This window comes from Elusimicrobiota bacterium, from assembly GCA_016788905.1.
In the GTDB taxonomy this organism is placed as follows: Bacteria; Elusimicrobiota; Elusimicrobia; order FEN-1173; family FEN-1173; genus JADKHR01.
In genome coordinates this window covers 51,477-76,141 of the sequence record JAEURZ010000016.1, presented here as the reverse complement: position 1 = coordinate 76,141, position 24,665 = coordinate 51,477, and the positions used below count along the sequence as shown (strand labels likewise).

Sequence of the window (24,665 nt, the reverse complement as noted above, 5' to 3'; positions counted from 1 at the left end):
GATCCAGAAAGAGCGTTGGATTGGGCCATGTCGCTAAAAATCGCCAAAGATAAAGTCCTTGGCGCCGGACCAAGCCAATTGGGCGATCGGATCTCTGTCGCCGCCCGCCACCCTCAAGCGACGATCAAAGAAGCGACCAGCGAGGCGGCGGATTTATATGTATTTAACCGATTGTCGGGGTATGCGGAAACGTCCCCAAAAACGATGGAAGTTGTTGGCCATGCGGGATCCTTCGTTTCCAAAGGGGCCAATCTCCTAGGCAAGGTTGCCGCGCTAGGGCTTGTGGTCGCATTCCCTGTGACATCCGCGGTGGGAATAGGGACCAGCGTGGGAGTAGACAAGGGACTTCAAGCCGTTGATGTTAATGACGATCTTTCAGGATTCGTGGGAATCGTTGCAGGTTCTGCCGCAGGGGGATTGGCGGCTAACGGTTCGCGGGTGGCCACAATCGAAAAAGCCTGGGCAAACCGAATTGGCGCCAACAAAGGCGTCGCCCAAGCCGTCCAAGATTTTAAAGCCGGATTCAAAGATTCCCTGCAATGGACTCAAAGAACCGTTAAAAGCGAAGCGGGACATGTTTTTTTCGGTTCGACTGTTGTGGATGATGTTTCAATGTTACCGTCAAAAACCTTGAGTAGAGTTGAAACCCAAACTCTTAACCAAAAGCCTTGGGGAAAGGAAGACCCCTTCCAGTTTTTTATGCGGAAAGTGGAGGAACTTGATGTCATAACTCCTCCCAACAAGGCCGTATTTTTCTCTGGGGAAGGGAACTTGAATAAAGCGAACGATTTTGCGATTCTTAAAGGAAAAATGACAATCAATGATACTCCAGGAGGGAAGTGGTTGAACCAATTTGATTTCATGAAAGGAGACATCCCCCTAACGCCAGCACAGTCATTTAAAATATGGAGCAGACTTTCAGAAAGGTATTCAGAAGCGGCATCGGGAGAGATCACTCTTTTTGTCTCGGGGTCAAAGCCTGAAAGGGTGTTTTTTTCACGCGAATTCCCGACCCTAAGGAACAACAAAAAAATTCAGACGTGGACCTACCGTTGAAAGATTTAACCCAATTTATCAATCGGGCCTTTGAAATTCTTTCCAAATCAGGGGAAATCGAAGCGTTCAGGACTTTAAGCGAAGAGTTTAAAGACTGTCCCCAACCACAAATAGACGAATTGCTGCATCGATTAAAAAGCCTTAAAGGGTTGGCTTTCGAGATGGGAAATGAAATCCATGATCATCATTACAGCAGGGAAGTTGCCATTGAAAGATTAAAAATTCATTGTCCGGGGTTCACGGAAGATATATATCAAAGTGCGATTTCTAAGGGCCTGTATGAAGCGATGTGGTAGTGCGGTATTAGACCTTTTTCCTGAGAAATCTATGGCCAAAGAATACGGGATCCATGTCAGTTCTAAATACATCCGATTCATGGAAGGAGCTGACAGGCTGGAGTTGGAATTGAACCACTTGCGCACAACCCTTCGGTGATTTATTTGCCCTCACCTGAAAAGTGGAAGAATGAAATGCCCGAGTGGGAATAGATCGATGAGACGAAATCGTGGGGCGCATTAAGGACGGAACAAAACATTTGGGTTGGACTTGGGAGGAATATTTTTAAAATCCCCCTGCAAAGGGTCTAAAGCGGAGACGAGAGAGCGTTGATATGAAACAGGATGTGCATTCCACGCAAATTGACCGTGCCCATCGGGATTGGACCCCCACCCAAATCGGTTTTATCGCCAATCTGGTCCGCCTCTATCGCGGGGAGGACATCGAGATCACGTTAGGGGGGGGGAGAAGCCAAAGGCAAGCTGATGGAGGTCTTCGGCAAAAAGCTTAAATACGCCGACGTTCCCGGCCTGTGCAAGGTTGCCGAGCTTAAAGAGATTGAAGCTCAGGGCTGGTCCCTAACCCCTGGCCGTTACGTGTGCGTAGCCCCCGGCGAAGACGTGAGGGATGAAGATTTTAAGGAACAACTTTAAACGCTGAACGAAGAGCCGGAAACATTAAACGCCAATGCCCGGGAGTTGGAAACCGTCATTGCCAAAAACATTGCGGAGGTGTTGCAATCCTGAAACTCGAACTTGTCCAGATGTTGACGTCCACTTTTGAGGCCCACGCTCAAAAAACGGAGAGTGGCGTTGAATATTGGCTGGCGCGTGATGTTCAGTTTCTTCTTGGTTATACGGAATGGCGAAACTTTGTCGCCGTCATTGTAAAGGCAAAAACGGCTTGCGAGGGTTCGGGGTCCCTTGTGACGGATCATTTTGTTGACGTCAACAAAACGATCCAAATGCCTAATAGCGCCGAAAAAGAGATTCCCGACATCATGCTTACTCGCTACGCCTGTTATTTGGTGGCGCAGAATGGGGATCCCAAAAAGACTGAAATCGCCTTTGCTCAAACTTATTTCGCTGTTCAAACTCGTCGTGCCGAACGGATTGAGCAACGTCTTCTAGAGGTAGAACGCATTTCCGGCTGCCAAAAGTTGAGCGCGACGGAGAAGGATCTTTCCAAAACCATTTTTGAACAAACCGGCGGCAACCGAGATTTTGTCAATATCCGCAGTAAAGGAGACCACTCCTTGTTTGGTAAAACCACCATTTCCAACGAACACATCACCAACAATCAAGCTGTTCGAAAAACACTAGTGGAACGCGGAATCCGCCCCGAAACCCTGCCTGCCGCCGAAGATGTCAAAAAAGGGGAGCGACGGCACGCTATGGAAGAAAAAAGTCGATCAAACATCCGGACTCCATGGGGGAAAATAACAACCTATGATCCCCATGGCGAAGGAACGCCTCATACCACTCGCCCCACCTCAGGCTATTTTCTTGAAACAGACAAAATGGTCGAAGCTAAACCCAAAACAAGGTTCGTTCCATGAACGTATCTCAAGAATCGAATCCCCCCTCCAAAGGACAGTTCCTTGTCTACCAAACCGAGAATGGGAAGTTGAAACTCGATGTTCGCCTAGAGGGGGAAACGGCGTGGCTCACACAGGCCCACATGGCGGAACTGTTTCAAACCACTATCCCGAACGTGAGCATGCACCTGCGCAATGTCTTTGCCGAAGGGGAATTAAGGGAGGATTCAGTTCTTAAGGAATTCTTAACAACTGCCGCTGACGGTAAAAAATATGCTACGAAATTCTATAACCTCGATGTAATCATCTCCGTAGGCTACCGCGTTAAAAGCGTTGTGGCCTCGCGTTTCCGTATTTGGGCCACGCAGAAGTTGCGGGAGTATATCGTTAAAGGGTTCGTCTTGGACGACGAGCGATTGAAGAACCCCGATCAGCCGTTCGACTATTTTGAGGAACTGCTTCGCCGTATTCAAGACATCCGCACTTCCGAGAGGAGGTTCTACCAGAAGATCACCGATATCTACGCCACCAGCATCGATTACGACCCCACCCATTCGGAAAGCATCGCCTTTTTCCAAACAGTTCAAAATAAGCTCCACTGGGCCATCACAGGCCATACGGCGGCAGAAATCATCGGCGCCCGCGCTAACGCCGCCAAGCCCAATATGGGGCTTACCAACTGGCGTGGGCCCAAGGTCCGAAAGCAGGACGTGGCCATCGCCAAAAATTACCTAAACGAGGAAGAGCTCACCGCCCTCAACAACCTCGTAGAACAATATCTTTTGTTCGCTGAGGGCCAAGCCCTTCGCCGCCTCCCCATGCACATGGCCGATTGGATTGCCAAGCTGAACGCTTTCCTAACCGTGAACGACCGGGGAATCCTTAAGGACGCCGGTAAAATCTCCCATGAAATGGCCAAAGAATTGGCCGAGGCTCACTACGAGAAGTTTTACCGCAAGGAAATCAAACAATCCGACAAAGCTGGAAGCGACTTTGATAAAGCCATTCGGCAATTGCCTCCGACACCCAAACGAAAATTGGGGGTAAAGAAGAAATGAACCACGTAACTTTTAACGTCCAATCGCGAGACCTTGAAGCCACCAGCGCCGGGACCATGGCGGAGATTTCGGAATCGTGACAATGATCGCAGGCTCATGGTCTGAAATCAAGAAGATCATTTAAAAGAGGCCGTATGCTGCGTCGGTAAAAATATTTATATGCAAAGTGTAAAAATAGAAAAGTCTTTGACTTTGGAGAAGGGATTGCTAAAATGGCGTCGTCGTTGAATAGCTCTTCCCGCGAGGCCCGCATGCGCCGAGTTTCCTTTACCACCCCGTCCCATTTTCTATTAACTAAAATCCTTTCCGTGGCACTCTGTTTCGCACTCGTCGGTTTAGAGGCCGCCCCCGTTTTTGCACGGAGCAACGACGACTATCAATTGGCCAATAACAGTTACGGTTCCCAGGGAGGATATTCCGCCCAGTCTTTCGATTTTCAAATGCAGAGGATGAACGCGCGAATTCAAAGTTTTGTCGCTCCCCCGGTCCATTTCAATAATTACAACCAGTTCTCCGCGCCGAAGTTAAATCTTTCTTACCAGCCTCCCATTCGGTTTCAGTATGTGCCACAGGTCAAGGTGGCGGAGCGAACGAGCCTGCCCGCTGTAAAACTGAATACTTACACTCCAGCCGCAAAACCCACCTTCCTTCAAAACGTGGGCCACGTGTTCAAAGGGATCGGGGCCGCCATCACCACAGCGTTTAAGAAGATCGGGGATGGGATCGTAAGTCTCTCCCATAAGATTTTCGGGTCCACCCAAAAGCAGGAAGTCCCCGTAACGCCCCAAGCCCAGGATTTGATGGGATCATTTAAAAACCTCAAAGAAATCGCCCCGGGGCTATTGCAAACCCAAAACGGAAAAACCCAAGCCCAAGGCCAGACCTGGGAACCAGGCTCGACGTTCAAAGGGGATGGGAAAGCCCTTCGATTGATTGAAGGAACCGCCTACGGACCAAACTTTGGTGGAATCACCAGGGCCGACGGCGCGAATTTGCCAATTAAATACGCAGAAGTTGCCGGGAAAGTGAGTCCCGTGGGGTTAGACTTCACCCTTTTGACCAAAGAAACAACCCTAAAGATCCAAGCCCCAGTGAATATTGAAGGGTTCGGGAATATTATGGGTGGGGACATGGTGTTCAAAGGAACAACCCCAACCCCCGAAGGAATATTGGGAAAGTTCCAATTCCAAGGGGCAAAAGTCCAACTGGATAGCACTATGGCCGACGTGCTGGATGTTTCCAATCCAGCCAGCCTCGTCCGCGCCACTTTCCTCGCAGAGGCGGCGGTAATGCAGTTAAAGAGCGCTGTGGTGAAAAAGGGGGATGAACGGGTTTTCGTAAGCCAGACCCACGCCCCGATCGAGATCAGCGGGCTAGAAAAGGGTGTTTCCTCCCTGGCCAAACAGAGCGCTGCCAACTTTTCTGAAATATCGACCGTTGAGCGGGACCTGTCCGCCCGAAGCAATGCCGTTGGCCAATTCTTTAAAAATACGTCCCAGCAGACCGGACTGGATGCCACGCTCAATTTCGAATTCAAGGACGAGTTCAACAATCTTTTAGCGGAAGCAGGTAACATCAGGCAATCCACGTTGAACTTGGCCCAGGCTCTTGAAAATGAATCCTACAATGGAGCAAAGGATTCTCTCCAAGATCTCCAACAAAGACAGGAGGTCCTAACCCAAAAGACTGAGATCCTAGAAGCTCAAGCGGAACCCTTCCGCGAGCTTCAAAGGGGAATGCGCGGCGTCACCAACGAACTTGTTGCGATGCTCCCCCATATCAACGCCGATCGATTGAAAACGGATGCCTTCGTGTCCGACCAGGAATTGACCTACCGGTCCACGAAATATTTCCCGGAAGCAAAAGGCCTGGTAAGCCAGCAAACCGATAAGGCTCTGGAAGGGATCAAAGGCCTTGTCGAGGTTGGTGCCATGACCCCGGAACAAGGCGCCAACTTGGGCGCCCAGATGATGGCCATGAGAGACAAGATCCTCGCCGCGGTTCCCCATGGAATGTTCGTCGATCAAAAGCGCGCCGTGGCCGACCCCCTGCAAAAGACCTATGACACTGGTAAAAGTCTGGTTAATCGTGCCACAGACGTGGCGTTCTTTAACGTGATGGGGATGGAAAAACTGGCGGAAAATTATCCAAAGACCGGCGAAGCCGTAGGGAAGTTTTATTTCAAGGAGGCTGAGCTAGCCAAAACAGGGGTGGCGGTAGTCGGCGCCACTGGAACGGCGTATTTCTTAGTAACGGCAACAATCACCACAGGAGCAGCTTTAGGTGCGTTATACGGGGTTAAAAAAGGTCTAGAGTATATCGGGGTAAACAAAGAGGCTTCAATGTTCTACGCAGGCGCTGTAAGCATTCTCGTTGCAATTAAGGTCGGGAATATCAAGGCTGTAAAGGCGGCGGAAAGCTGGATCCCCAAAGCAATTTTGTCCAAAGCCCAATCAGTTTGGGACGCTGTAAGGAATGTCTTCGGCGGGGCTAAACAGCTCGTAATGAATGAAGGTGGATTCGTTGTTAATCCGACGACCAACCGGGCCATTGTTGAGGCTAATAACATTGGCGCGAATGCGACGGTTGCCGGGCCGGGATTTGTTGGCCTTCCCAAGGGTGTGGTTTTTGAGGGAACAATTTACAGAGCCGTCAAACCTAAATACGCTGGCGATGCGTGGAAGGTCAGCGCTGAAAATTTCGGAGCACGCCACAGGTATTCTGATGTTGGTCAAGGCGCTTTGTATTCAGGCACATCTAAAGAAGCCGTCCTTGGCGAATTGAAACATTACCAGGTTAATCCTGCGTCTCGGGCGATTGTCAGTAAGGCCTTGAAAGTGGAGAATATTCTGGATTTAACGAATCCTGGGACGAGAAAGACACTTGGTGTTTCTCTTAAGGATATCGCCATGGACGAATATCTTATCCCACAAGCACTTGGGGATTTTTCCCGCGGCCGCTACAACGGAATTCTCGTTCCGTCGGCTCGCGAACCTGGGGCATCCCATCTCATCCTGTTTGAGGGGCTTGACCATTGACTTACAGAACATTTGACGACCTTCCAAATCATATCAAAAGCCGAATTTTAAGATTGGAACAACCCAAGGTTCAAGAATGGGTCTTGGCCAAAATCCCAGCGCTTGGCGGGCGCTCGATCATCGAAGTTATGAATGAGGGAGGGGGGGAGGAAGTTGTCAGGGATTACTTGGGGAGAACCGAAGGAATGTTCTCTTAAGAGCAATGTATTTCGGAAAACCAGCCCAAGACTTTATGCCAATGGTAGGCTCATGCAGGTTTAAACTAAGCCCATTGGGGCCAACGGGGAAATTGTTCAGTTTTAATTCGACAAACTTTAACGAGCTGCTCGAATAAGGCTATTTGCTGAAGGTGAATAAATGAACCGAATTGATTTGGAGCGGCGATTAAAGGAACAAGATATTAACCCAAGCTCTTATTCGCTCAATGGCGGCCTGCCAAGTGAGACCTATGTGCTTTCCAATGAAGGAGGTGGAAACTGGTCTGTTTACTACAGCGAAAGAGGTTTGCGACGAAATGAAAAACATTTTCTTTTAGAATCCGATGCTTGCCAGGACCTTTTACGCCGATTACTTTCTGATCCATTGGCAAAACGGTGGCCCGATAAAAAATGAAGCTAATAAAGTTTTCGGTAGTGAGGGGCGATTATACAGAGAAAGACAAAGTTGAACGAGGGGCCGACCTGTTTTATCTGTGTGGTAAATGTGACGAGGCGATTCCGTCAATTCCAAAAGATAATGTCGGTTGCCAATGCGGCAATGTGTTTGTTGACAAGGATTATTTTCGGCTCGTTGTTGAAGATTATTCGAATTTCCGGGTGGTTCGTAAGAAGGATTGAGATCGGCCAAAAGGCACCTGATCTAAACCTGCCCCCTATTTGGCCAACGTTCAGAATTGTGCCCGAAAGATCGTCTAGAATTCCCGATTTCGGAAGTGTTCAGAAAATATTTTCATATGCTATTTCTCTTAAGGATATCGCCAGGGACGAATGTCTTATCCCACAAGCACTTGGGGGGGGCCGCGGGCGCTACAACGGAATTCTCGTTCCGTCGGCTCGCAAACCTGGGGCATCCCATCTCATCCTGTTTGAGGGGCAGGGCCAATTGTCCGAAAGGAGTAAGGTGTGGATTTTCGATCGTTGAGAAAATCCGGTTCCTTCGAAGTAGAGCAAAAGGGCAAATCTATTCACAATCTGGTTCTGCTTTGCTGACAAACAATTATTCAAGCATGATCCCTTCCCTCCATTGTAAGGTTTTGAATATGTCCCAGGTTCAATAGATGGCATCGGACTGGTTGGTGTTTCGCTTGGTGACAGCCACGATCGCTTCGATGGCCTGTTTTATATTTGCGGGCCTTTTATTTCTTCGGGGAACGGATCGCCCTGCTAGCCGTCTCTTTGCCTTTTCTAATTTGTTTTTGGGTCTCTGGAATATTAGCGATTTGGCCGTTGCTTGGGCACCAACGCCACACCTGGCCTTGTTTTTGGATAGATTGTCTTATGTTTGGGCAATTCTTTTAGTTTTTGTTTTTTTTAGGTTTATTACGGTTGTTATTGGAAAATCATTTTTTAATTCCTTCATTGTAACAATTCACAAATCCCTAGCGGGTTTTCTAGTTTTGTTTTCGTTTTCCCCGTATCTCATTCGTGACGTTATAACTTCTCCAGACATAGTAGAGATTCCCGGACCACTCTTTGTCGTTTTCGCCATTTATTTTCTTTTTACATTAATATTCGCGCTTTTCGGGTTCTATCGGTCCTGGCAACGAGCGGAAGGGATACGACGCAATCAACTGAAATATCTTGCCCTAGGAGTCTTTTCGGGGTTTCTGGCAGGTTTATTTTATTTATTTTCAATAGCAAGACCGGGGTTTCCTCCTATCCATTTTTTAATAGAAACTGTCTATGTGGCTTTGATACCGATTACAATCTTGAAAATTCGGTTGATGGAAATAAATCTCGCTTTCAGATTGCTGATGGTCTACTTGATTTTAGGCTTTCTCCTGGGAATCCCCATTTCAATATTTGTATGGGTAATAACAGGGAATATTATGGCAGCTACTTTTTCTTTGATTTTACCTTCCGCAGGGTATTTTTTCTTCCAGCGTATGAAAGGGAAAATAATGGATTTGGTCGATCGTCTTCCCCTATTTAGAGGAAAATATGAATCTTACCAGGTGTTGGAAAAAATGGTTCGCCAAATTGCACAAAGCGGGTCCTCAAAGGAGTGGGCTGACCGCTTGGTCGCCGTCTCCCAAGAAATAATGCGGGTAGAATCATGTTTTGTTCTATTTCGTGAGGAAGGGGAAGATGCGTTCATAGTCAAGGCAAGCTACGGGATTGATGGGGCAAGGAAAGTCTTTCTTTCAGTCCCAGGTGAAGGTGTTTTGGCGGGGATGGGGATTTCAAAAGGAATTATTCTGAAAGAAATGATAGGACAAGAAATGTCTTCTCAGTCCAAGGAGATCTTGGATGAAATGGATTTCTTAGGGGTGTCAGTGATAGCTCCGATCTCTTATCGGGAAAGGGTGCAGGCTTTCTTGTGTTTAGGGAAAAAAATTGGTCGGGATATGTACCATGATATTGACCTTACGGGGTTACTCGGTTTAGCGAAATCGGCAGAGTTGGCCCTTAGCGTTCTACTGAGTGGGGGCAAGCACGAAAAACTTTCTGCCGCTTGGGCTCATGACCTGTTAAAACCTTTAGGTCCCAAAGGCGCCTTTCATCATGTGGAATCCCTACTTTCAGGGAAATGGGGAACTCTTTCTCCCCCTGCATTTGAAACGCTATCAAAGGTAAAAGAAGAGTTGAATTTTGTTTACACAAATTTAATGCATGTGGTAAACGCAAACTCACCAATTTCGATTCAACAGAAAACAATGAACATTGAGGGTGTATATAAGCGGGTTGGGTTACGTTATTCGGAACAGGCTAAAGAAGCGGGCATAATTTGGGTTGTTTCCAAAGTCCCAGATAATGTTCTTGTTAATGGAGATGCACTTCTCATCGAACGTCGAGTTTTAGGGAACCTTATCGAAAATGCTCTCCGCCATACCCCCAAGGGCGGTTCGGTTACGGTCGGTTATCGTGTTGAGGGGAATACGTTTATCGGGTTCGTCCAGGACACCGGCCCCGGAATAAAAAAAGAAGATTTATCAGCTCTCTTTACCCCAGGGGTCCAACTGGACCCCAAAAATAAAGGGCAAGCGGGTCTAGGCCTCGCCAGTGTCAAAAGCGTGATCGAAGCCCACGGCGGCCGGGTGTGGGTTGAAAGCGAAGTGGGGAAGGGGACGACGTTTTTCTTTTCTTTATGAATAATTCATTTGATGCGGTGCCTTGGTATATTCTCGCCATTAATCGGATGGTGCCATGGAACATCTCAGTTTCGCGAACCAACAGGAATAAAAGGCCTATTGTTGCATGAATCTCTTTGCGTTGAGCGGACTATTGAACGCGTTAGTTGGTGGTTTTTTAATTTTCTTGGCTCTCTTTCGGGGAACCAAGGTCACCCACGTCACTTTTAGTGTCTTCTCGGGTTTCGTTTTCTTATGGAGCTCCTTTTATTTCCTTTGGCAGGTAGAAACCCAGGCAGATATGGCGTTAATCTATTGTCGGATTTTGATGATGGGGGCCATTCCCATCCCAGCCTTGTTTTTCCATTACAGCGTTGTTTTGAGCGATTCCCAAAATCGGTATCGTCATTGGATTCAGTTAGCATATGTATTGTCGGGCGCATTTATGGCATCAAATCTCTTCGGTTATATCGTGGCACGTGTGGAGCCCCGGGGTTCCTTTGCTTTTTGGCCTGTTCCCGGTTTTCTTCTTCCTTATCAGTTGGTTTTCTTTGGGACCACCGTTGTCGTTTTCTTGTACGTTCTCTATTGCGGTTGTCGAGAAGCGACAGGGGTTCGACGTGAACAAATTCGTTATGTATTTATCGGAGCCCTTTTGTCTTTTGGGGGTGGACTGACAAATTATTTTTGGTGGTTTAATGTCCCTGTCGATCCTTGGGGGAATTTTTTGGTTTTTTTGGGCGATGCCATTATCGCCTATGGATTATTACGTTACCGTTTAATGGATATTAGCCTGGCGGTCCGAAATGTGATTACGTACGCTTTTTTTGTCCTAACGGTGGCAGTTCCCATTGCTCTTTTAGTGGGCTGGTATGGTTCAGTGAAATGGGCCGTGACGGGGATTTTAGTGACAGGAGTGGTCACCCCCTTTATTTTTGGGCATCTGAAAGAAGATGTCATGAGAATCATTGACCGGTTACCCCCGTTTCGAAAGAAATTTAGCCCATTCCACTCTTTGGGTAATTTTATTGCCTCACTCCAAAGAGGATCGAACGTCGAAGACTGGGCCTGGCGGTTGGTGGGGGTTGGGCGGGACTTGTATGGGGCCAAAAGTGCCAATGTTTTGGTATGGGAAGAAAAAGAAAAAGCTTTTTTAATTAAGGCGGGCTTTGGATTAAATCTGGGGAAAATGAGAATGCTCTCTATCCCCGGAGAAAGCCGTTTAGTCAAGGAAATGGAGAAAGGTCATGTCCCATTGGTTGCCGATCTAGCAAGTCAATATTTCAGTAATTCTGATCGAACAGAAGTGGAAGAAGACCTTGCCTTTATGCAATCTTCTCTGTGTGTCCCACTATTTTATCAGTCAAAACTTTGGGCTTTGTTTAATATGGATTCAAAGGAAACGGGCGAATTCTTTAACGACCTAGATCTTTCAAGTCTAAATGATCTTGTGACCGCGGCCGAACAACAACTTCAAGTTATTTTGAGCGGGTTAAACCATTCACAAATATCCTCGCTGTGGGCCCATGATTTAGTGCGGCCACTTGGGGCCAAGGGGAGTTTTTGTTTGGTAGTGAAACTTCTGGATGAGACCCCAATGTCGGAAAAAACAAGAATGGCTCTGAAAGTCCTTAAAGAAGACGTCCAATTTCTACGAGAAAATCTTAAACATGTTCTGCGACCAACGGTTAAAGAGGCCCCGGAAATTAATCCGGTATTTGTCAAAAGTATTTTTCATCAAGTGGCATTGCGTTTTAAGCCATGGGCTGATGGGAAACCCCTTTCATTAAAAGTAATTGCGCCTCCATCCGACCAGGTAATCCTTTGCGATAAGAAAATGTTGGAACACCGCGTATTAGGAAATCTTTTGGAAAATGCTCTCCGCCATACCCCCAAGGGCGGTTCGGTTACGGTCGGTTATCGTATTGAGGGGAATACATTTGTCGGGTTCGTCCAGGACACCGGCCCCGGAATAAAAAAAGAAGATTTATCAGCTCTCTTTACCCCAGGGGTCCAACTGGACCCCAAAAATAAAGGCCAAGCGGGTCTAGGCCTCGCCAGTGTCAAAAGCGTGATCGAAGCCCACGGCGGGCGGGTGTGGGTTGAAAGTGAAGTCGGAAAAGGCACTGCTTTTTTCTATTCATTGCATTGTCATGAAAGAATTGATTGATTTCGATTTAATTTTTTGGGGGGGCACAATCTCCGTGTGAAAGAATGTATTATTAGTGCTTGCTCCCTCAACCCCATTGGAGCAGGGGTTTCTATTTTCCATATTGGGCTAATTCCGATTCTGCTCTTCCGTATACTGCTTTCGTGTCATGGTCTTGTCCTCCTGGGTTCAGTTTTATCATCCCAGGACTCTACTTACAATTGGCTCAGTTTTTGGGGGGAGGACCAAAATGCCCGGATTTTAAAACTCCGATCGAGGTTCATTCTTCGTTTGGTGCACTTGCTGGTTGAATTCAGCCTTTAAACAAAATGCTTGATTTCAGTGAAAAGGCAGGCTATCATCACCTTGCATATTTAGGCGAATGTACAGAAATTGTCTTGGCGGTCTGTGAGTCGAATTTAAGAGACCCACTGGGAGGTGGCTCTTGTGTCCTCTAACCCGGTCGTTATGCTCGTGGTAGATGATTCGATGACGCGAGCGGCTTTAAAACACGACCTCAAAGTTCTAGGTCTCAATGTTCTGCTCGCTCCAACTACTAAAACGGGTTGGAAGTTATTAGAGAATGGACCCCTGCCAGACCTCTTGCTGCTTGATGTTTTCCTTCCTCGAAGAGATGGGCCGAACTTCTTAGAACGGATCCGCTCTGACTCTAGGTTTAGCGCATTATCCGTGATCTTGTTCCCCATCATTATCGAATTCTCGAGTTGGCCTGACCCATCGAAGGATGTCCTCTTCGTTCCCAGCGGCAATCCTAAGGCGCGAGTAATTCATCCGTTCGTTTCGAAAAATGGCAATCACAAAACGAATACCATTCCACCGGAACTTGTTTTTCTTATCGGGTCTTCATTCCAGAAAAAAAATATTAAGCCCCCATTTCTATTTCAGGTTGAAATGGAACGATGTTCTAACCGCATATTTCAAAACATTGATACGGGTGAGGCAAAGTCGGATGGCTGATTCTCCAAAGGAAGATGCTCCCATGAAGAAGCCACTCATTTTGGTTGTAGAGGACAGTCAAATTACTCAGAAAATGATCCAGGAAAGATTTTTAGAACTGGGTTGTGATTTAGTTTCTTGCGAAAACGCAGAAGATGCGTTGAAGACACTTCGATCTGATTGTCACATTGATGTTATCATCCTGGATTTCAACCTTCCTGGTACAATAAAAGGCCCCGCCTTGTATGAGAAAATCACAAAAGACAAGGATCTATCATCTATTACCGTTGTTCCTTTTACGTCAACAATTGACCGGAACTATAACTTAAAGACGATGGATCCTCGCGATTGGGCGAGGGTTTCGAATTCATACAACGCGAATGACAATGCAACTCCTATTGTTTCTAAAGGCGACAGTGAGCATATTCGCCATGTCCCAGATGACCTCATCATGTTTGTGGGAAGTGCCATCCGTAAGAGGGGAATTGGTATTCCGCCTCCCATGCGCGAGGTTTTAAATTCAATTGTCAGAAACGCTAGGAAACAGGAGTGATTTTAATTCCAAAATGGGGAGGGACAATGGGTAAACATATGATCAAGCTGGGCCTCTGTGCGAGCATTGTCGGTCTTTTTACACAAATCGGATGGTCGGTGGGGTCTCGTGGTTTGGGCAACCAAGCAATTGGCGCTTACGCCCTCGGCCAAGGGAATGCCGTTGTAGCTCGGGCAGAAGACCCCTCGGCCAATTTTTTTAATCCCGCGGCACTCCCTTTTATTGAAGGCACTATGTTAGGGTTAGGGACGGAAGTCATTACTCCCTATTATTCCCATATTGACACAGCCGGGAACGAAGAAAAGGCGTCCAATCATGTGTTTGTCATCCCGAACCTTTTCGTTGGTGGCCCTCTTGGGCAGACTAAATGGGCTTGGGGCGTGGGCCTAACGTCTCCCTATGGCCTGGGAACTACCTGGGGCACCAACGGTTTTTCCAAATATATGGCGACAGATTCAAAACTTCATGTCTTACATACAAACCCCAACGTTGCCTACAAAATAAACGAAGGGTTTTCGGTTGCCGCCGGGATCGACTATATGAGGGCGGACGCCGACCTCAAAAGACAAGTGAGTGTCGGGGCGGTAAATTCTGAAACGTCCCCGTTTACGTCTCCAGACGGGAATTTTCAGCAGAAGGGCGATGGGGCCGGATGGGGTTGGAACGTAGCGGCCTTCGTAAAACCAAAAGAGGGCCAACGTTTGGGTTTGACTTATCGTAGCAAGATCAGCATGACGATTGATGGAACGGCTAAGTTGGATAACATGAGCGGAGCCATGGCCTTTGTTTTTGGTGGCACCTCGTATTCGACAGGGGGTGAGTCGGTTCTCCGGTTTCCTGACGCAACGACCCTTGGCTATTCATTTGATATCACCAAAAAATGGAACGTCGAAGCGGATATCGAATGGACGGGTTGGTCAACCTTCAACGAACAACGAATTCGCTATACTCAGGAAACCGATCCAACCCGGTTGGCAATTCTTAACACCGGGAACCCTCAACCAAGGCAATGGAAAGATGTTTTTAGCGCCGCTCTTGGAACCCAATATCAACTCAATGAGCGCTGGAAGCTCCGCGGAGGATTTATGTATATGGATTCTCCCGTTCCGAACAAAACCTATGAGCCATCTATTCCAGATTCGGACCTGTACGGTATTGCTCTGGGAACCGGATATAAGGTGGGGGCCATTGGGGTTGATGTGGCATACCTTGCGAATATTTTCCCCAACCGAACAGTAAATAACACTGTGGGCGCTCCTCTTTCGAACGCCAGCGGCACTTACAAGTCCTTTGCGAATTCTTTTTCGTTAAACTTTTCCTACAAGTTCTAGGAGAAATCTCATGCATTCAATTTGCCTATGAAGATTTCACGAGGATCAACCGACCGCCGAATGGCCGTGCGCGTTCAATGCGCTTCAAACATTGAGGTGTCCTGTTTTTCAAAGGACACCAGTGCCCCCAGCCAGGTGTTCAGTGCGGACCTAGTGGACATCAGTCTTGGCGGGCTTCGCATGCAAACGAATGGATTTCTCCGAGAAGGGCAACGGGTTTTTGCCCGGCTGAACGAAACTTTTGCCGGAGAAGAACCGCTTCGCGGCGTTGTTGCTTGGAGTGAAACGCCCGACAGCACCCCGAGGCCACTTCGTTACGGGGTTAAGTTCCTAGAGCCGTCAGAGGAACAGGCGGGAAAACTGAAACAGTTCCTTGAAGAAACTCTTCACTCTCGAAGAACCCGAAAAATTAAAGTTGACCGTAGAAAACTCGATTTCTTTAACCGTTGGATGGCCAATCTCGATGAGGAGGGGACAGATTTTCAATTTCATGTTGCCGATGGCCCCCCACTAGATAAGGTTGTTTATGACGGTAAAGAAGTCATCCAACTTTGTTCTAATAATTCGCTTGGGATGAGCGTACACCCAAAGGTCATTGCGGCCGCAAAAGCCGCGTTAGAAAAATACGGGACAGGTTGCGGTGGCTCAAGATTAATTTCGGGAAATCTTCAACTTTTAAAGGATCTTGAATTAGTGATTTCTGGTTTCCTTGGGGTTGAGGACACTGTCCTGTTTATGACTGGATACATGGGCAATGTCGGGGCCATAGAGGCCATGACAAACATCAGTTTTCTGAACCGAAAAGTGAACATGAGCAATGTGGTCGGAATATTCTCTGACCATGAAAACCACAAAAGCATCATTCATGGGTGTCGGTTAGCCGAAATTAAAAATCATGCTGTAATGCGCACCTATCGGCATTTGGATATGAACCAGCTTGAAAATCAATTACGCACAACACACACAAGCCGAAAGATCATAATCACAGAGGGCGTATTTAGCATGAGAGGCGACTTAGCCCCGCTAAAAGACATTTCGGCCCTTGCCAATAAATACAATGCCCTTATCTATTTAGATGATTCTCATGGTCTTGGGCACATGGGAAAAACAGGCCGCGGATCAGTGGAACATTGGGGTGTCAAAAATGTGGATGTTACCCTCGGAACGTTTAGCAAGGCCTTTGGGGCCGCTGGTGGATTTATTTCCGCCCAATCAAGCCTTTGCGATTATTTGCGACTTCAAGCCAACACGTATATATTTAGTTCCGCACTCCCTCCCGCCACGGTGGCTGGGGTCAAAGAGGCGTTTAGCGTCTTTGACTCCGAATTGAACCTGCATAAGCAATTTTGGAAAATTGTTAATTATTTCAAGACAAAAGTTCTTGATTTAGGTTTTGATATTTTAGGAAGTCAATCCCATATCATTCCGATTTTGATCGGCTCTGAACACAAAGCCAAACGGATTGCCGCTGATCTCTTTAAGAACGGTATCTTTCTTCCCGCTGTTCGATATCCGGCCACTGCTCCAGGGAAAGCCATTTTGCGTTGTATGCTCACCGTTAAACACACCACGCAACAACTGGATTTTGTGGTGGATGAACTTGCAAAACTGGGGAGACAAGAAGGAATTATTCCAGGGGCTTAAAATGGATCCCGCCCCTGTCTCCGTTGTTGATTTCCACACCCATATTGGTGATGTGTGTAGGGGGTGTTACAGGGAACAGATCGTATCCGATACCGAAGGGCATGTTGAGTCTCATCTTCTTGAGCGGTCTAGCTATAATCCCCATCTCATCCGACTTGTATCGTCAGGAATTCTCCCAAAATCATTACTGATTTCCTCCGCCCAAAACGCCGCTTCTTTGGCAAATGGGAAGAATCTGATTGCCTCCATGGATTCCGCCGGTATTGGAAAAAGTCTTGTTTTACCGATTGCCCCATTTGTTCAGACTCAACAGGTTGTAGAGGCTTCTAAAGAGGATCCCGATCGATTAATTCCTTTGATCTCCGTTAACTTTGATGGGGCCTCTCCAGACGATGTAAAAAACCAAATAGAAGACTATTGCAATCGATTCCCATTTCGAGGGATAAAATTTCATCCGAACATTCAAAGGGTTGATCCCTCATCACTTGAGGCTCGAACCCTATATGAAACAGCCGCCAAAAAAGATCTCTTCATTATCGTTCACGGTGGTATTACACCGATTCTATTCGATGACTCTCGAAAATTGGCCGTTGGGGAAAAACTTTTGCCTATTTTGGAGGCCCATCCAAGCACGACTTTCGTTGTGGCCCACGCTGGGAGCTATTTTAACCCCAACAATAAGTTTTTAGAAAACATCGTTGGATTTAGAAACGTTTATGCTGAAACCAGCGGAATAGGACCGGATACCATTTTATCAGCACTCACTTTACTGGGGCCGGAGCGCGTCATTTTTGGCTCGGATTGGCCCTATGGGACACAGACACAATCCCTCTCTCTATTAAGATCTGCGATTTATCGATTTTGTCTTATAAAAAATGATGACGTCGACAGGGTCACGCACCTGGTTCAAAGTAACAACGCGAACAGGCTTCTGAAATGTCAATGACGGGTTTGAGCACGGTCGTTTTTGTTGGGACCGCTTTTAATTTGGCCCTGCCTCTTTTTATTCTCTTTAAGGGGAACAAGAAGCAGATCAACTTTGTTTTCTTTGCCCTTGGAATGTCGGTTGCCCTCTGGACCCTTTGCCATGGTTTCGCTCTCAGGGCGGAGAGCAATGAGCAAGCCCTCCTTTGGACAAGGAGGATTATGTTCGGCGCTATTCTCCTTCCCCCGTTTTTCAGTTGGTTTGTAAAGTTGATCGAGAACGAAGATTACAAAGTATCCCTCCCCGTCTTTTTAACCCATCTCACGATAACAGGATATTTCCTTTTCAATATTTTTTCACCCCAAATGATTTCAGACGCCCACTGGGAAAATTGGGGGATTTCCTGGCGTGGGGGATACATTTTTAACATCTACTCGATTTATTACTTGGGTTTCATGGGCTATGGAATATATTTGTTGGCAAAAAGATGTCGAAAGACCACCGGGCTTACCCGCACCCAGGGACTCTATGTTTTGATGGGCGCCTCATTAAGCGCGGGCTTCGGCATGTTGGTCAATATTGCCCTTCCCATGTTCAAAATCGTTGAATTCAATAAATACGGACCGTTAGGGACTCTTTCTTTAATAGGGTTTTGGTCCTATGCAATTTTCCGTTACCGTTTAATGGACGTTAATCTTGTATTCCGCTATACCTTCATCTACGGTTTATTCATCGCCACTCTGGCCACTCCCATGCTTTTCATCGTCTGGTGGTCAAACTCCCTGGTGGTGGCTTCTATTTTGATCTTGGTTGCCCTCGGAATTGCGCCAACGCTCATGAGTAAATGGAAAGGTTCTTTTACCCATATTGTCGATAAGCTGGCCTGGTTTCAAGGGAAATACGAGAGTTTAAAAAACGTGGGTTACTTTGAGAGGGTGATCCTTGGCTCCATTTCTCCAAGGCATTGGTACATCAACATGGTGGACTCGGTGAATCGATTGATTGAGACAGAGGGTGTCGTAGGCTACATGTTGGATGAGGAACTTGATGCCTATTTGCCCCAGGCCTGGTCTGGAATGGACCGTGAAACAGCCATTCGGTCTATGCGGGGGGAAAAGTGGGATCTGTTGGAACTCATGAAAGAAAGGCGAGGGATCGTATTCCGAGACAGTCTAATTCATGAACTTCCCATTGAACGAGCTCGTCAAATCGATGGGATGATGGAAGTTTTAGGGGCCCACCTTTGTGTCCCCTTTTCGGACGGCGAAAAAATTATTGGGTTTATTACTCTGGGAAGAAAACTTAAAAAAGGGATCCCCTTTTTCAAAACGCATGAAATTCTTTTTAATTCAATCAGAGATCTTCTCGACCTTCCGATCACGAAAGATAAAAATAAAATCAAAATCATTGATCAGCTCACAAGCCGATTGGATCTTCAAAAAGGCCCATATAAGGTGTCTGACCATGAAATTGTCGAAGCGTTAAATGGTTTGGTCAATGAAAAAGAGTTTCTAGGCGATTTTGATTTGAATTGTTTGAATTTGCGATCAGAAGGCATGCAATTGCTAAAAAAGTATCACGAGCATATTGGTTTGTCTAAGAGACAGAAGCTTGTTCTCCATACCGCTGTGATTCGGTCACTACTGAAGGATGAAATCGGGCCTGGTCCAGAGGAATTAATTAATGCGGAAGATATAGACGCCCTTACACTTCTTTTTTCAGCTGGACAGGAAACTTTGATGGTCATGATGACGGCGGTCACCCAACAAAAGCGAAGCGCGGAGTGGGCCCATGACCTGCGCCACCCTTTTGATAAGGGGAGTTTTCGATTGATTGATGATTTAACGGGATCCAAACTGGGGCCCGTCAGTAATGAGCAAAAGCAGGCCCTTTTAGCGATCAAACAAGATTCTGGGTTTATTCGCCGAAAGTTAGAGACGCTCATAAATCCCCAATCCGATGTGCTCCATCTTAGCCTCCGAGACGTGCGCGAACTTCTTGAAGAATTAAGTCTTAAATATGAGCTTTTATGTCTTCATCACAAAATAAATTTCAGAATAGATCTCCCGGATTTAGGGCATAAAATTAAATGTGATGCAGAGATATTGATCTTTCGCATTTTCGGGAACTTGATGGACAATGCTCTCCGACACACACCGGCCGGGGGGAGTATTCAGATAGGGGTCATCCCGAAGGTGGAATCAATTGTTGTTTCGATTAATAATTCGGGGGGGGAACCGATAGATCCGAATCAACTAGCAAGAATCTTTGAGCGAGGGACGCAAGGAGGCGGGAGCGAGAAAGTAGGTATCGCTGGTCTCGGCCTTTTTAATGTTGATCAAGCCATGAAAGCCAATAATGGGAAAGTTTGGGTGGCAAGCACCAAGGAAGGGGGAACAACTTTTTTCTTGGAATTCCCACTTATTCTCGATTTTAAGTAGAAAACCTAAATAAGAAATAAAAAAGCAGTATTTTTTATTTCGTAAATTGGTTTTTGACTTTGGAGAAGGGATTGCTAGAATGGCCTCGTCGTTAAATAGATCTCCCCGCGAGGCCCGTATGCGCCGATTTTTCATTACTACCCCGTCCCATTTTCCATTAACTAAATTCCTTTCTGTGGCCCTCTGTTTCGCTCTCATCGGTTTAGAGGCCGCCCCCGTTTTTGCACGGAGCAACGACGACTATCAATTCAACAATAACAACTACGGGAACAACTATGGTTCCCAAGGGGGCTATTCCGCCCAATCTTTAGATCTCCAAATGCAGAGGATGAGCGCGCGCATCCAAAGTTTTACTGCTCCCCCGGTCCATTTTAATTCCTACAGCCAGCTTTCCTTACCAAAGCTAAATCTGTCTTATCAGCCTCCAATTCGTTTTCAGTATGTGCCCCAGGCCAAAGTGGCGGAGCGTACGAACCAGCCCGTCGTAAAACTGGATACTTTTACCCCAGCCGCAAAACCCACATTCCTCCAAAATGTGGGCCAAGTGTTTAAAGGGATCGGGGCCGCCATCACCACAGCGTTTAAGAAGATCGGGGATGGGATCGTAAGTCTCTCCCATAAGATTTTCGGGTCCAACCAAAAGCAGGAAGTCCCCGTAACGCCCCAAGCCCAGGATTTGATGGGATCATTTAAAAACCTCAAAGAAATCGCCCCAGGGCTATTGCAAACCCAAAACGGAAAAACCCAAGCCCTAGGCCAGGCCTGGGAACCAGGCTCGACGTTTAAAGGGGATGGGAAAGCCCTTCGATTGGTTGAAGGAACCGCCTACGGGCCAAACCTCGGAGGCATCACCAGGGCCGACGGCGCGAATTTGCCAATTAAATACGCAGAAGTTGCCGGGAAAGTGAGTCCCGTGGGGTTAGACTTCACCCTTTTGACCAAAGAAACAACCCTAAAGATCCAAGCCCCAGTGAACATCGAGGGGTTTGGGATGATTATGGGCGGGGACATGGTGTTCAAAGGAACAACCCCAACCCCCGAAGGCCCATTGGGAAAGTTCCAATTCCAAGGGGCAAAGGTCCAGCTGGACAGCGCAATGTCTGATTCGCTTGATATGTCTGGTCCAGCCAGCCTTGCCCGTGCGACGTTTATGGTCAAAGCGGCCGTGATGGAGTTAAATAGCGCCGTGATTGAAAAGGGGGATAAACAGGTCTTCGTCAGCAGAACCCACGCCCCTATCGAAGTCAGTGGGCTAGAAAAGGGCGTTAACGCCCTGGACGCAACCAGTTCCGCTAACTTTTCCAAGATATCGAACGTTGAGCGGGACCTCTCCGCTCGAAGCAACGCGGTAAGCCAATTCTTTAAAACCGTTTCACAACAGACAGGTTTAGAGGCCACTCTCAATTTTGAGTTCAAAGACGACTTCAAGAACCTTTCAAAAGAAGCCGGAGACATTCGGCAAGCCAGTCTAAACCTCTCCCAATCCATAGAAAACGTTTCTTACGACACCATTAAGGAACCCCTGCAAAATCTCGAACAAAGACAGGATGTCTTAACACAAAAGACCCAGGGTCTCGAAACCCAGGCAGAATCATTCCGTGAGGTTCAACGTGGTATGCGTGGAGTGACCAACGAACTCGTTTCCATGCTCCCGAATATCGATGCGGACCGCTTAAAGACAGAAGCCCCGGTCCCCGATCAGGAATTGGCCCGCCGGGCGGCGACGTATTTCCCAGAGGCCAAAGCGGCGGTATGCCAACAGACGGAAAAGACGTTGGAGGGGATCAAGAGCCTCGTGACTGTGGGGGCCATGGCCCCAGAACAAGGCGCAAAATTAGGCGCCCAGATGATGGCCATGAGAGACAAAATCCTCAGTGCGGTGCCCAATGACGCGCTCTACGACCAAAAGCGCGCCGTAGCGGACCCCCTCCAAAAGACCTACGACACCAGTAAAAATCTAGTCAATCGCGGTGCGGATGCGGCATTCTTCGGTTGGATGGGAAAAGTGGCCGAGTCTCACCCCACCATGGGCCTGGTTGTGGGAACCGTTGGGTTAAGGGCGGCCCAAACGGCCGACGTGGCCAATAAAGCGATGGGAACCGCAGGTCTGGTTTATTTCGGTGTAACGGCGACGATCACCACAGCGTCCGCGCTCGGCACTGCTTACGTGGCCCAAAACGTGCTGGAATACGTGGGGGTAGACAAAGACGCCTCAACCGCCTACGCCACCGTGGCAAGCATCCTCGTCGCGGCGAAAGTGGGGAGCAGTGAGCAGGTCCAAGCGGCGGAGCGCTGGATCCCAAAGGCAATTTTGTCCAAGGCCCAATCCGCTTGGGGTGCCGTCAAGGGTGTTTTTGGTGGCGCCAATGACTTAGTGTTGAACGAAAGGGGTCATCTCGCTATTGGAAAAGAGAGATATTCTTACGATAGCCGCATTGATCGCTTCCGAAATGATAACTCCGGTAGATTCACGGCTCAAAGGGATTTGCCTTATCCCGGGGATGGTGGGTTCGCCCATAGCGTAAGGGTTGAAATTAAACCTGGAAAAATCGTGGATAGATACGGGCCTCCAGTGGGGCGATTCGCCAGCGAGGTTGGGGCGACTGTCTCAGAGAGAGGGTTACCGCCGGGCACTGAGGGTATGGCCTATCACAAATATGAAGTTGTTAGGCCCATGCAGGTTGAAGCTGGTCCAGCAGCCCCCGTTAAAGAGTTTGGGGCCAAAGGGAGGGCAAATCAGTACCGGTTCGACAAACCCATTAGCCGCCTGTTAGAGGAAGGCTATTTGCGAGAGATACGATGAAAAAAGAAAAGTTTGAAACCATTGACGACAAAATCACAAAGAAAACACGCCTTCCCCGAGATAAGAACATTTTCTATCAGTGTTTGAAATGTGGCGAAATGGTTCCCTCGACACCCAAAGAAAGTATGGGGTGTAAATGTGGAAACGTGTTCATTGATAAAGAATATTTCAGGGCAATCATTGAAGATTATCCTCAAGCCACGGTCATCAAGAGGCTTTGATTTGGGGAATTGAATCAGTTAGCGCGGGGGTCTATGTCATAAGTTCTGTTCGGAGGAATGAATGACGATAGAGCGAGTTTATTCCAACGCTGACTTGGTGTTCTCAGTTCTCAAGGATAAGTCAACCGGGCATCACTTTTGGGAGGTTGTCTGCGGGACGATTGGGCTGTTGGAAGTAAGTTCCCCATTGACCGATCAGGAAGTTGGGGATTTTAAAAAAGAACCAAACAGCATTAAGACGCTAGTCAAAGCGGTAATAGGCGACCCCACCAAATTTGAGGAAGAGCGACCAGTCACACATTGAGAGGAAGAAGCGACCAACAGTATCAACTGCGGTAGTCAAGATTTGCGTTGACAAAATGGGTCTCCGGGGAACACACGGCATTTAGGCCGCCGACGCCTCTGGCTTAGGAACCAGCCGATCATAATCCGCTCGCCCCGCTTCCAGGGTTTCCATGGGTGTGCGTCCCTGGCAGTGTTTTCCCTGGTTAGTAGGCTGGGTGTTGTAGCGGTCCATAAACGCGTCCAAGTCCGTCTGAATCTCCTCGAAATGATGGAACAGAACTTCCAGCGTTGGTCCATGGACGATTTTTTCCTAAAAAACGTTGTCCAGGCCATGAATACTCAAACCCGCCACGGGGAGGCAACGGGAATCGAACCTATTGAAGAAAGGGGGGGGATTTCAACAGAAACACTCAAACTATCACTTCAAAAATTCAACGGCATATGGGCGCGCAAAACAGGGATTGAAAAGACCTTGTTGGTTCAGGAAGGGATCAAGAAGGTGCAGTATTCCAAGGAGGCCGTGGCCGTCGAATTCTATTGGGAGCGTTTCCTCGACGGTGGGAGTCTCTCTCCGGCCCCCGACAGCCCCCTTCCGACCCTGGAAAAAAAAGGACCCACCCCCATATCGGAGGTGGGTCCTTCGGTTCGATACACCATCACGAGATGGTGTCCCCGACGGGAATCGAACCCGTGCTACGGCCTTGAAAGGGCCGTGACCTAACCGCTAGTCGACGGGGACAAAAGAGGTTACGATTCCTGTTACGGTCATGGATGGAATAGGTTTTGAGAATCCAAAAAACTTATCCACCAACATAAATTTTGGGTCCGGAGGGATTTGAACCCTCGACCCCTCGCTTAAAAGGCGAATGCTCTACCCCTGAGCTACGGACCCTGCGGGGTTGAGCCCCGAGAACGGGGATTCTAGCAATTTTATCCTTTCTTGTGTTAACCTGAACTTTTCAGTTGGCCCGCAGGACCGAGACGAAGGAGATTCACTTTTTTGGACGAAAAAGGTGAGGTCGATGCAGGGACATCGGACGAACTTTTTGAGGAAGAAAAAGTCCGGCCCCCTTCGTCGAATGCCGCGTCCTATCGCAAAGTC

General features: G+C 47.7%; 17 protein-coding genes, 2 tRNA genes and 2 pseudogenes. 18 read left to right on the top strand and 3 right to left on the bottom strand.

Annotation, left to right across the window (positions count from 1 at the left end; translation table 11 throughout):
* Window positions 1-27: 27 nt before the first annotated feature.
* From JNK54_07825 to JNK54_07740, 18 genes and pseudogenes are all read left to right on the top strand, one after another.
* Complete coding sequence (locus JNK54_07825; protein MBL8024168.1) at window positions 28-1,056, top strand: hypothetical protein; 1,029 nt, start codon at window positions 28-30, stop codon at window positions 1,054-1,056.
* Window positions 1,041-1,352, top strand: coding sequence for a hypothetical protein (locus JNK54_07820; GenBank protein MBL8024167.1), 312 nt, complete (start codon window positions 1,041-1,043; stop codon window positions 1,350-1,352). Before JNK54_07825 ends, JNK54_07820 begins: the two co-directional genes overlap by 16 nt.
* Before the next feature lie 338 nt (window positions 1,353-1,690).
* A pseudogene (locus JNK54_07815) lies at window positions 1,691-2,078 on the top strand (SAM-dependent DNA methyltransferase).
* A pseudogene (locus JNK54_07810) lies at window positions 2,075-2,767 on the top strand (DNA damage-inducible protein D). The pseudogenes JNK54_07815 and JNK54_07810 overlap by 4 nt, the downstream one beginning before the upstream one ends.
* A gap of 119 nt (window positions 2,768-2,886) precedes the next feature.
* Entirely contained in the window at window positions 2,887-3,927 is a 1,041-nt protein-coding gene (locus JNK54_07805) for a virulence RhuM family protein (GenBank protein MBL8024166.1), read from the top strand.
* A 929-nt stretch (window positions 3,928-4,856) separates the two neighbouring features.
* The gene (locus tag JNK54_07800) at window positions 4,857-6,965 is read left to right on the top strand and encodes an RES family NAD+ phosphorylase (GenBank protein MBL8024165.1); all 2,109 of its coding nucleotides are present in this window, start codon (window positions 4,857-4,859) and stop codon (window positions 6,963-6,965) included.
* 53 nt (window positions 6,966-7,018) lie between these two features.
* The gene (locus JNK54_07795) at window positions 7,019-7,162 is read left to right on the top strand and encodes a DUF2384 domain-containing protein (protein MBL8024164.1); all 144 of its coding nucleotides are present in this window, start codon (window positions 7,019-7,021) and stop codon (window positions 7,160-7,162) included.
* A 160-nt stretch (window positions 7,163-7,322) separates the two neighbouring features.
* Entirely contained in the window at window positions 7,323-7,577 is a 255-nt protein-coding gene (locus JNK54_07790) for a hypothetical protein (protein ID MBL8024163.1), read from the top strand.
* A 664-nt stretch (window positions 7,578-8,241) separates the two neighbouring features.
* Window positions 8,242-10,275 carry a hypothetical protein gene (locus JNK54_07785; protein MBL8024162.1) on the top strand — a complete coding sequence of 678 codons (2,034 nt, stop codon included), beginning with the start codon at window positions 8,242-8,244 and terminating at the stop codon, window positions 10,273-10,275.
* 106 nt (window positions 10,276-10,381) lie between these two features.
* Window positions 10,382-12,424 carry a hypothetical protein gene (locus tag JNK54_07780; protein ID MBL8024161.1) on the top strand — a complete coding sequence of 681 codons (2,043 nt, stop codon included), beginning with the start codon at window positions 10,382-10,384 and terminating at the stop codon, window positions 12,422-12,424.
* A gap of 447 nt (window positions 12,425-12,871) precedes the next feature.
* A complete protein-coding gene (locus JNK54_07775; protein MBL8024160.1) occupies window positions 12,872-13,381 on the top strand; it encodes a response regulator in 510 nt (169 codons plus the stop codon).
* The gene (locus JNK54_07770) at window positions 13,374-13,913 is read left to right on the top strand and encodes a response regulator (GenBank protein MBL8024159.1); all 540 of its coding nucleotides are present in this window, start codon (window positions 13,374-13,376) and stop codon (window positions 13,911-13,913) included. The genes JNK54_07775 and JNK54_07770 overlap by 8 nt, the downstream gene beginning before the upstream one ends.
* A gap of 26 nt (window positions 13,914-13,939) precedes the next feature.
* Entirely contained in the window at window positions 13,940-15,244 is a 1,305-nt protein-coding gene (locus JNK54_07765; GenBank protein ID MBL8024158.1) for an outer membrane protein transport protein, read from the top strand.
* A 27-nt stretch (window positions 15,245-15,271) separates the two neighbouring features.
* A complete protein-coding gene (locus JNK54_07760; protein ID MBL8024157.1) occupies window positions 15,272-16,888 on the top strand; it encodes an aminotransferase class I/II-fold pyridoxal phosphate-dependent enzyme in 1,617 nt (538 codons plus the stop codon).
* A 1-nt stretch (window position 16,889) separates the two neighbouring features.
* Window positions 16,890-17,834: an amidohydrolase family protein gene (locus JNK54_07755; protein MBL8024156.1), complete on the top strand. Its 945-nt coding sequence runs from the start codon at window positions 16,890-16,892 to the stop codon at window positions 17,832-17,834.
* Window positions 17,831-20,254: a GHKL domain-containing protein gene (locus JNK54_07750; GenBank protein MBL8024155.1), complete on the top strand. Its 2,424-nt coding sequence runs from the start codon at window positions 17,831-17,833 to the stop codon at window positions 20,252-20,254. The genes JNK54_07755 and JNK54_07750 overlap by 4 nt, the downstream gene beginning before the upstream one ends.
* A 118-nt stretch (window positions 20,255-20,372) precedes the next feature.
* A complete protein-coding gene (locus tag JNK54_07745; GenBank protein ID MBL8024154.1) occupies window positions 20,373-23,057 on the top strand; it encodes a TNT domain-containing protein in 2,685 nt (894 codons plus the stop codon).
* Window positions 23,054-23,278, top strand: a complete 225-nt coding sequence (locus tag JNK54_07740; protein MBL8024153.1) for a hypothetical protein — start codon at window positions 23,054-23,056, stop codon at window positions 23,276-23,278. Before JNK54_07745 ends, JNK54_07740 begins: the two co-directional genes overlap by 4 nt.
* A 385-nt stretch (window positions 23,279-23,663) precedes the next feature.
* On the opposite strand, the gene JNK54_07735 is transcribed toward JNK54_07740, so the two are convergent.
* From JNK54_07735 to JNK54_07725, 3 genes are all read right to left on the bottom strand, one after another.
* Window positions 23,664-23,807, bottom strand: coding sequence for a hypothetical protein (locus JNK54_07735; protein ID MBL8024152.1), 144 nt, complete (start codon window positions 23,805-23,807; stop codon window positions 23,664-23,666).
* A 420-nt stretch (window positions 23,808-24,227) separates the two neighbouring features.
* Window positions 24,228-24,302, bottom strand: a tRNA-Glu gene (locus JNK54_07730).
* 81 nt (window positions 24,303-24,383) lie between these two features.
* Window positions 24,384-24,455 (bottom strand) — tRNA-Lys (locus JNK54_07725).
* Window positions 24,456-24,665 lie beyond the last annotated feature (210 nt).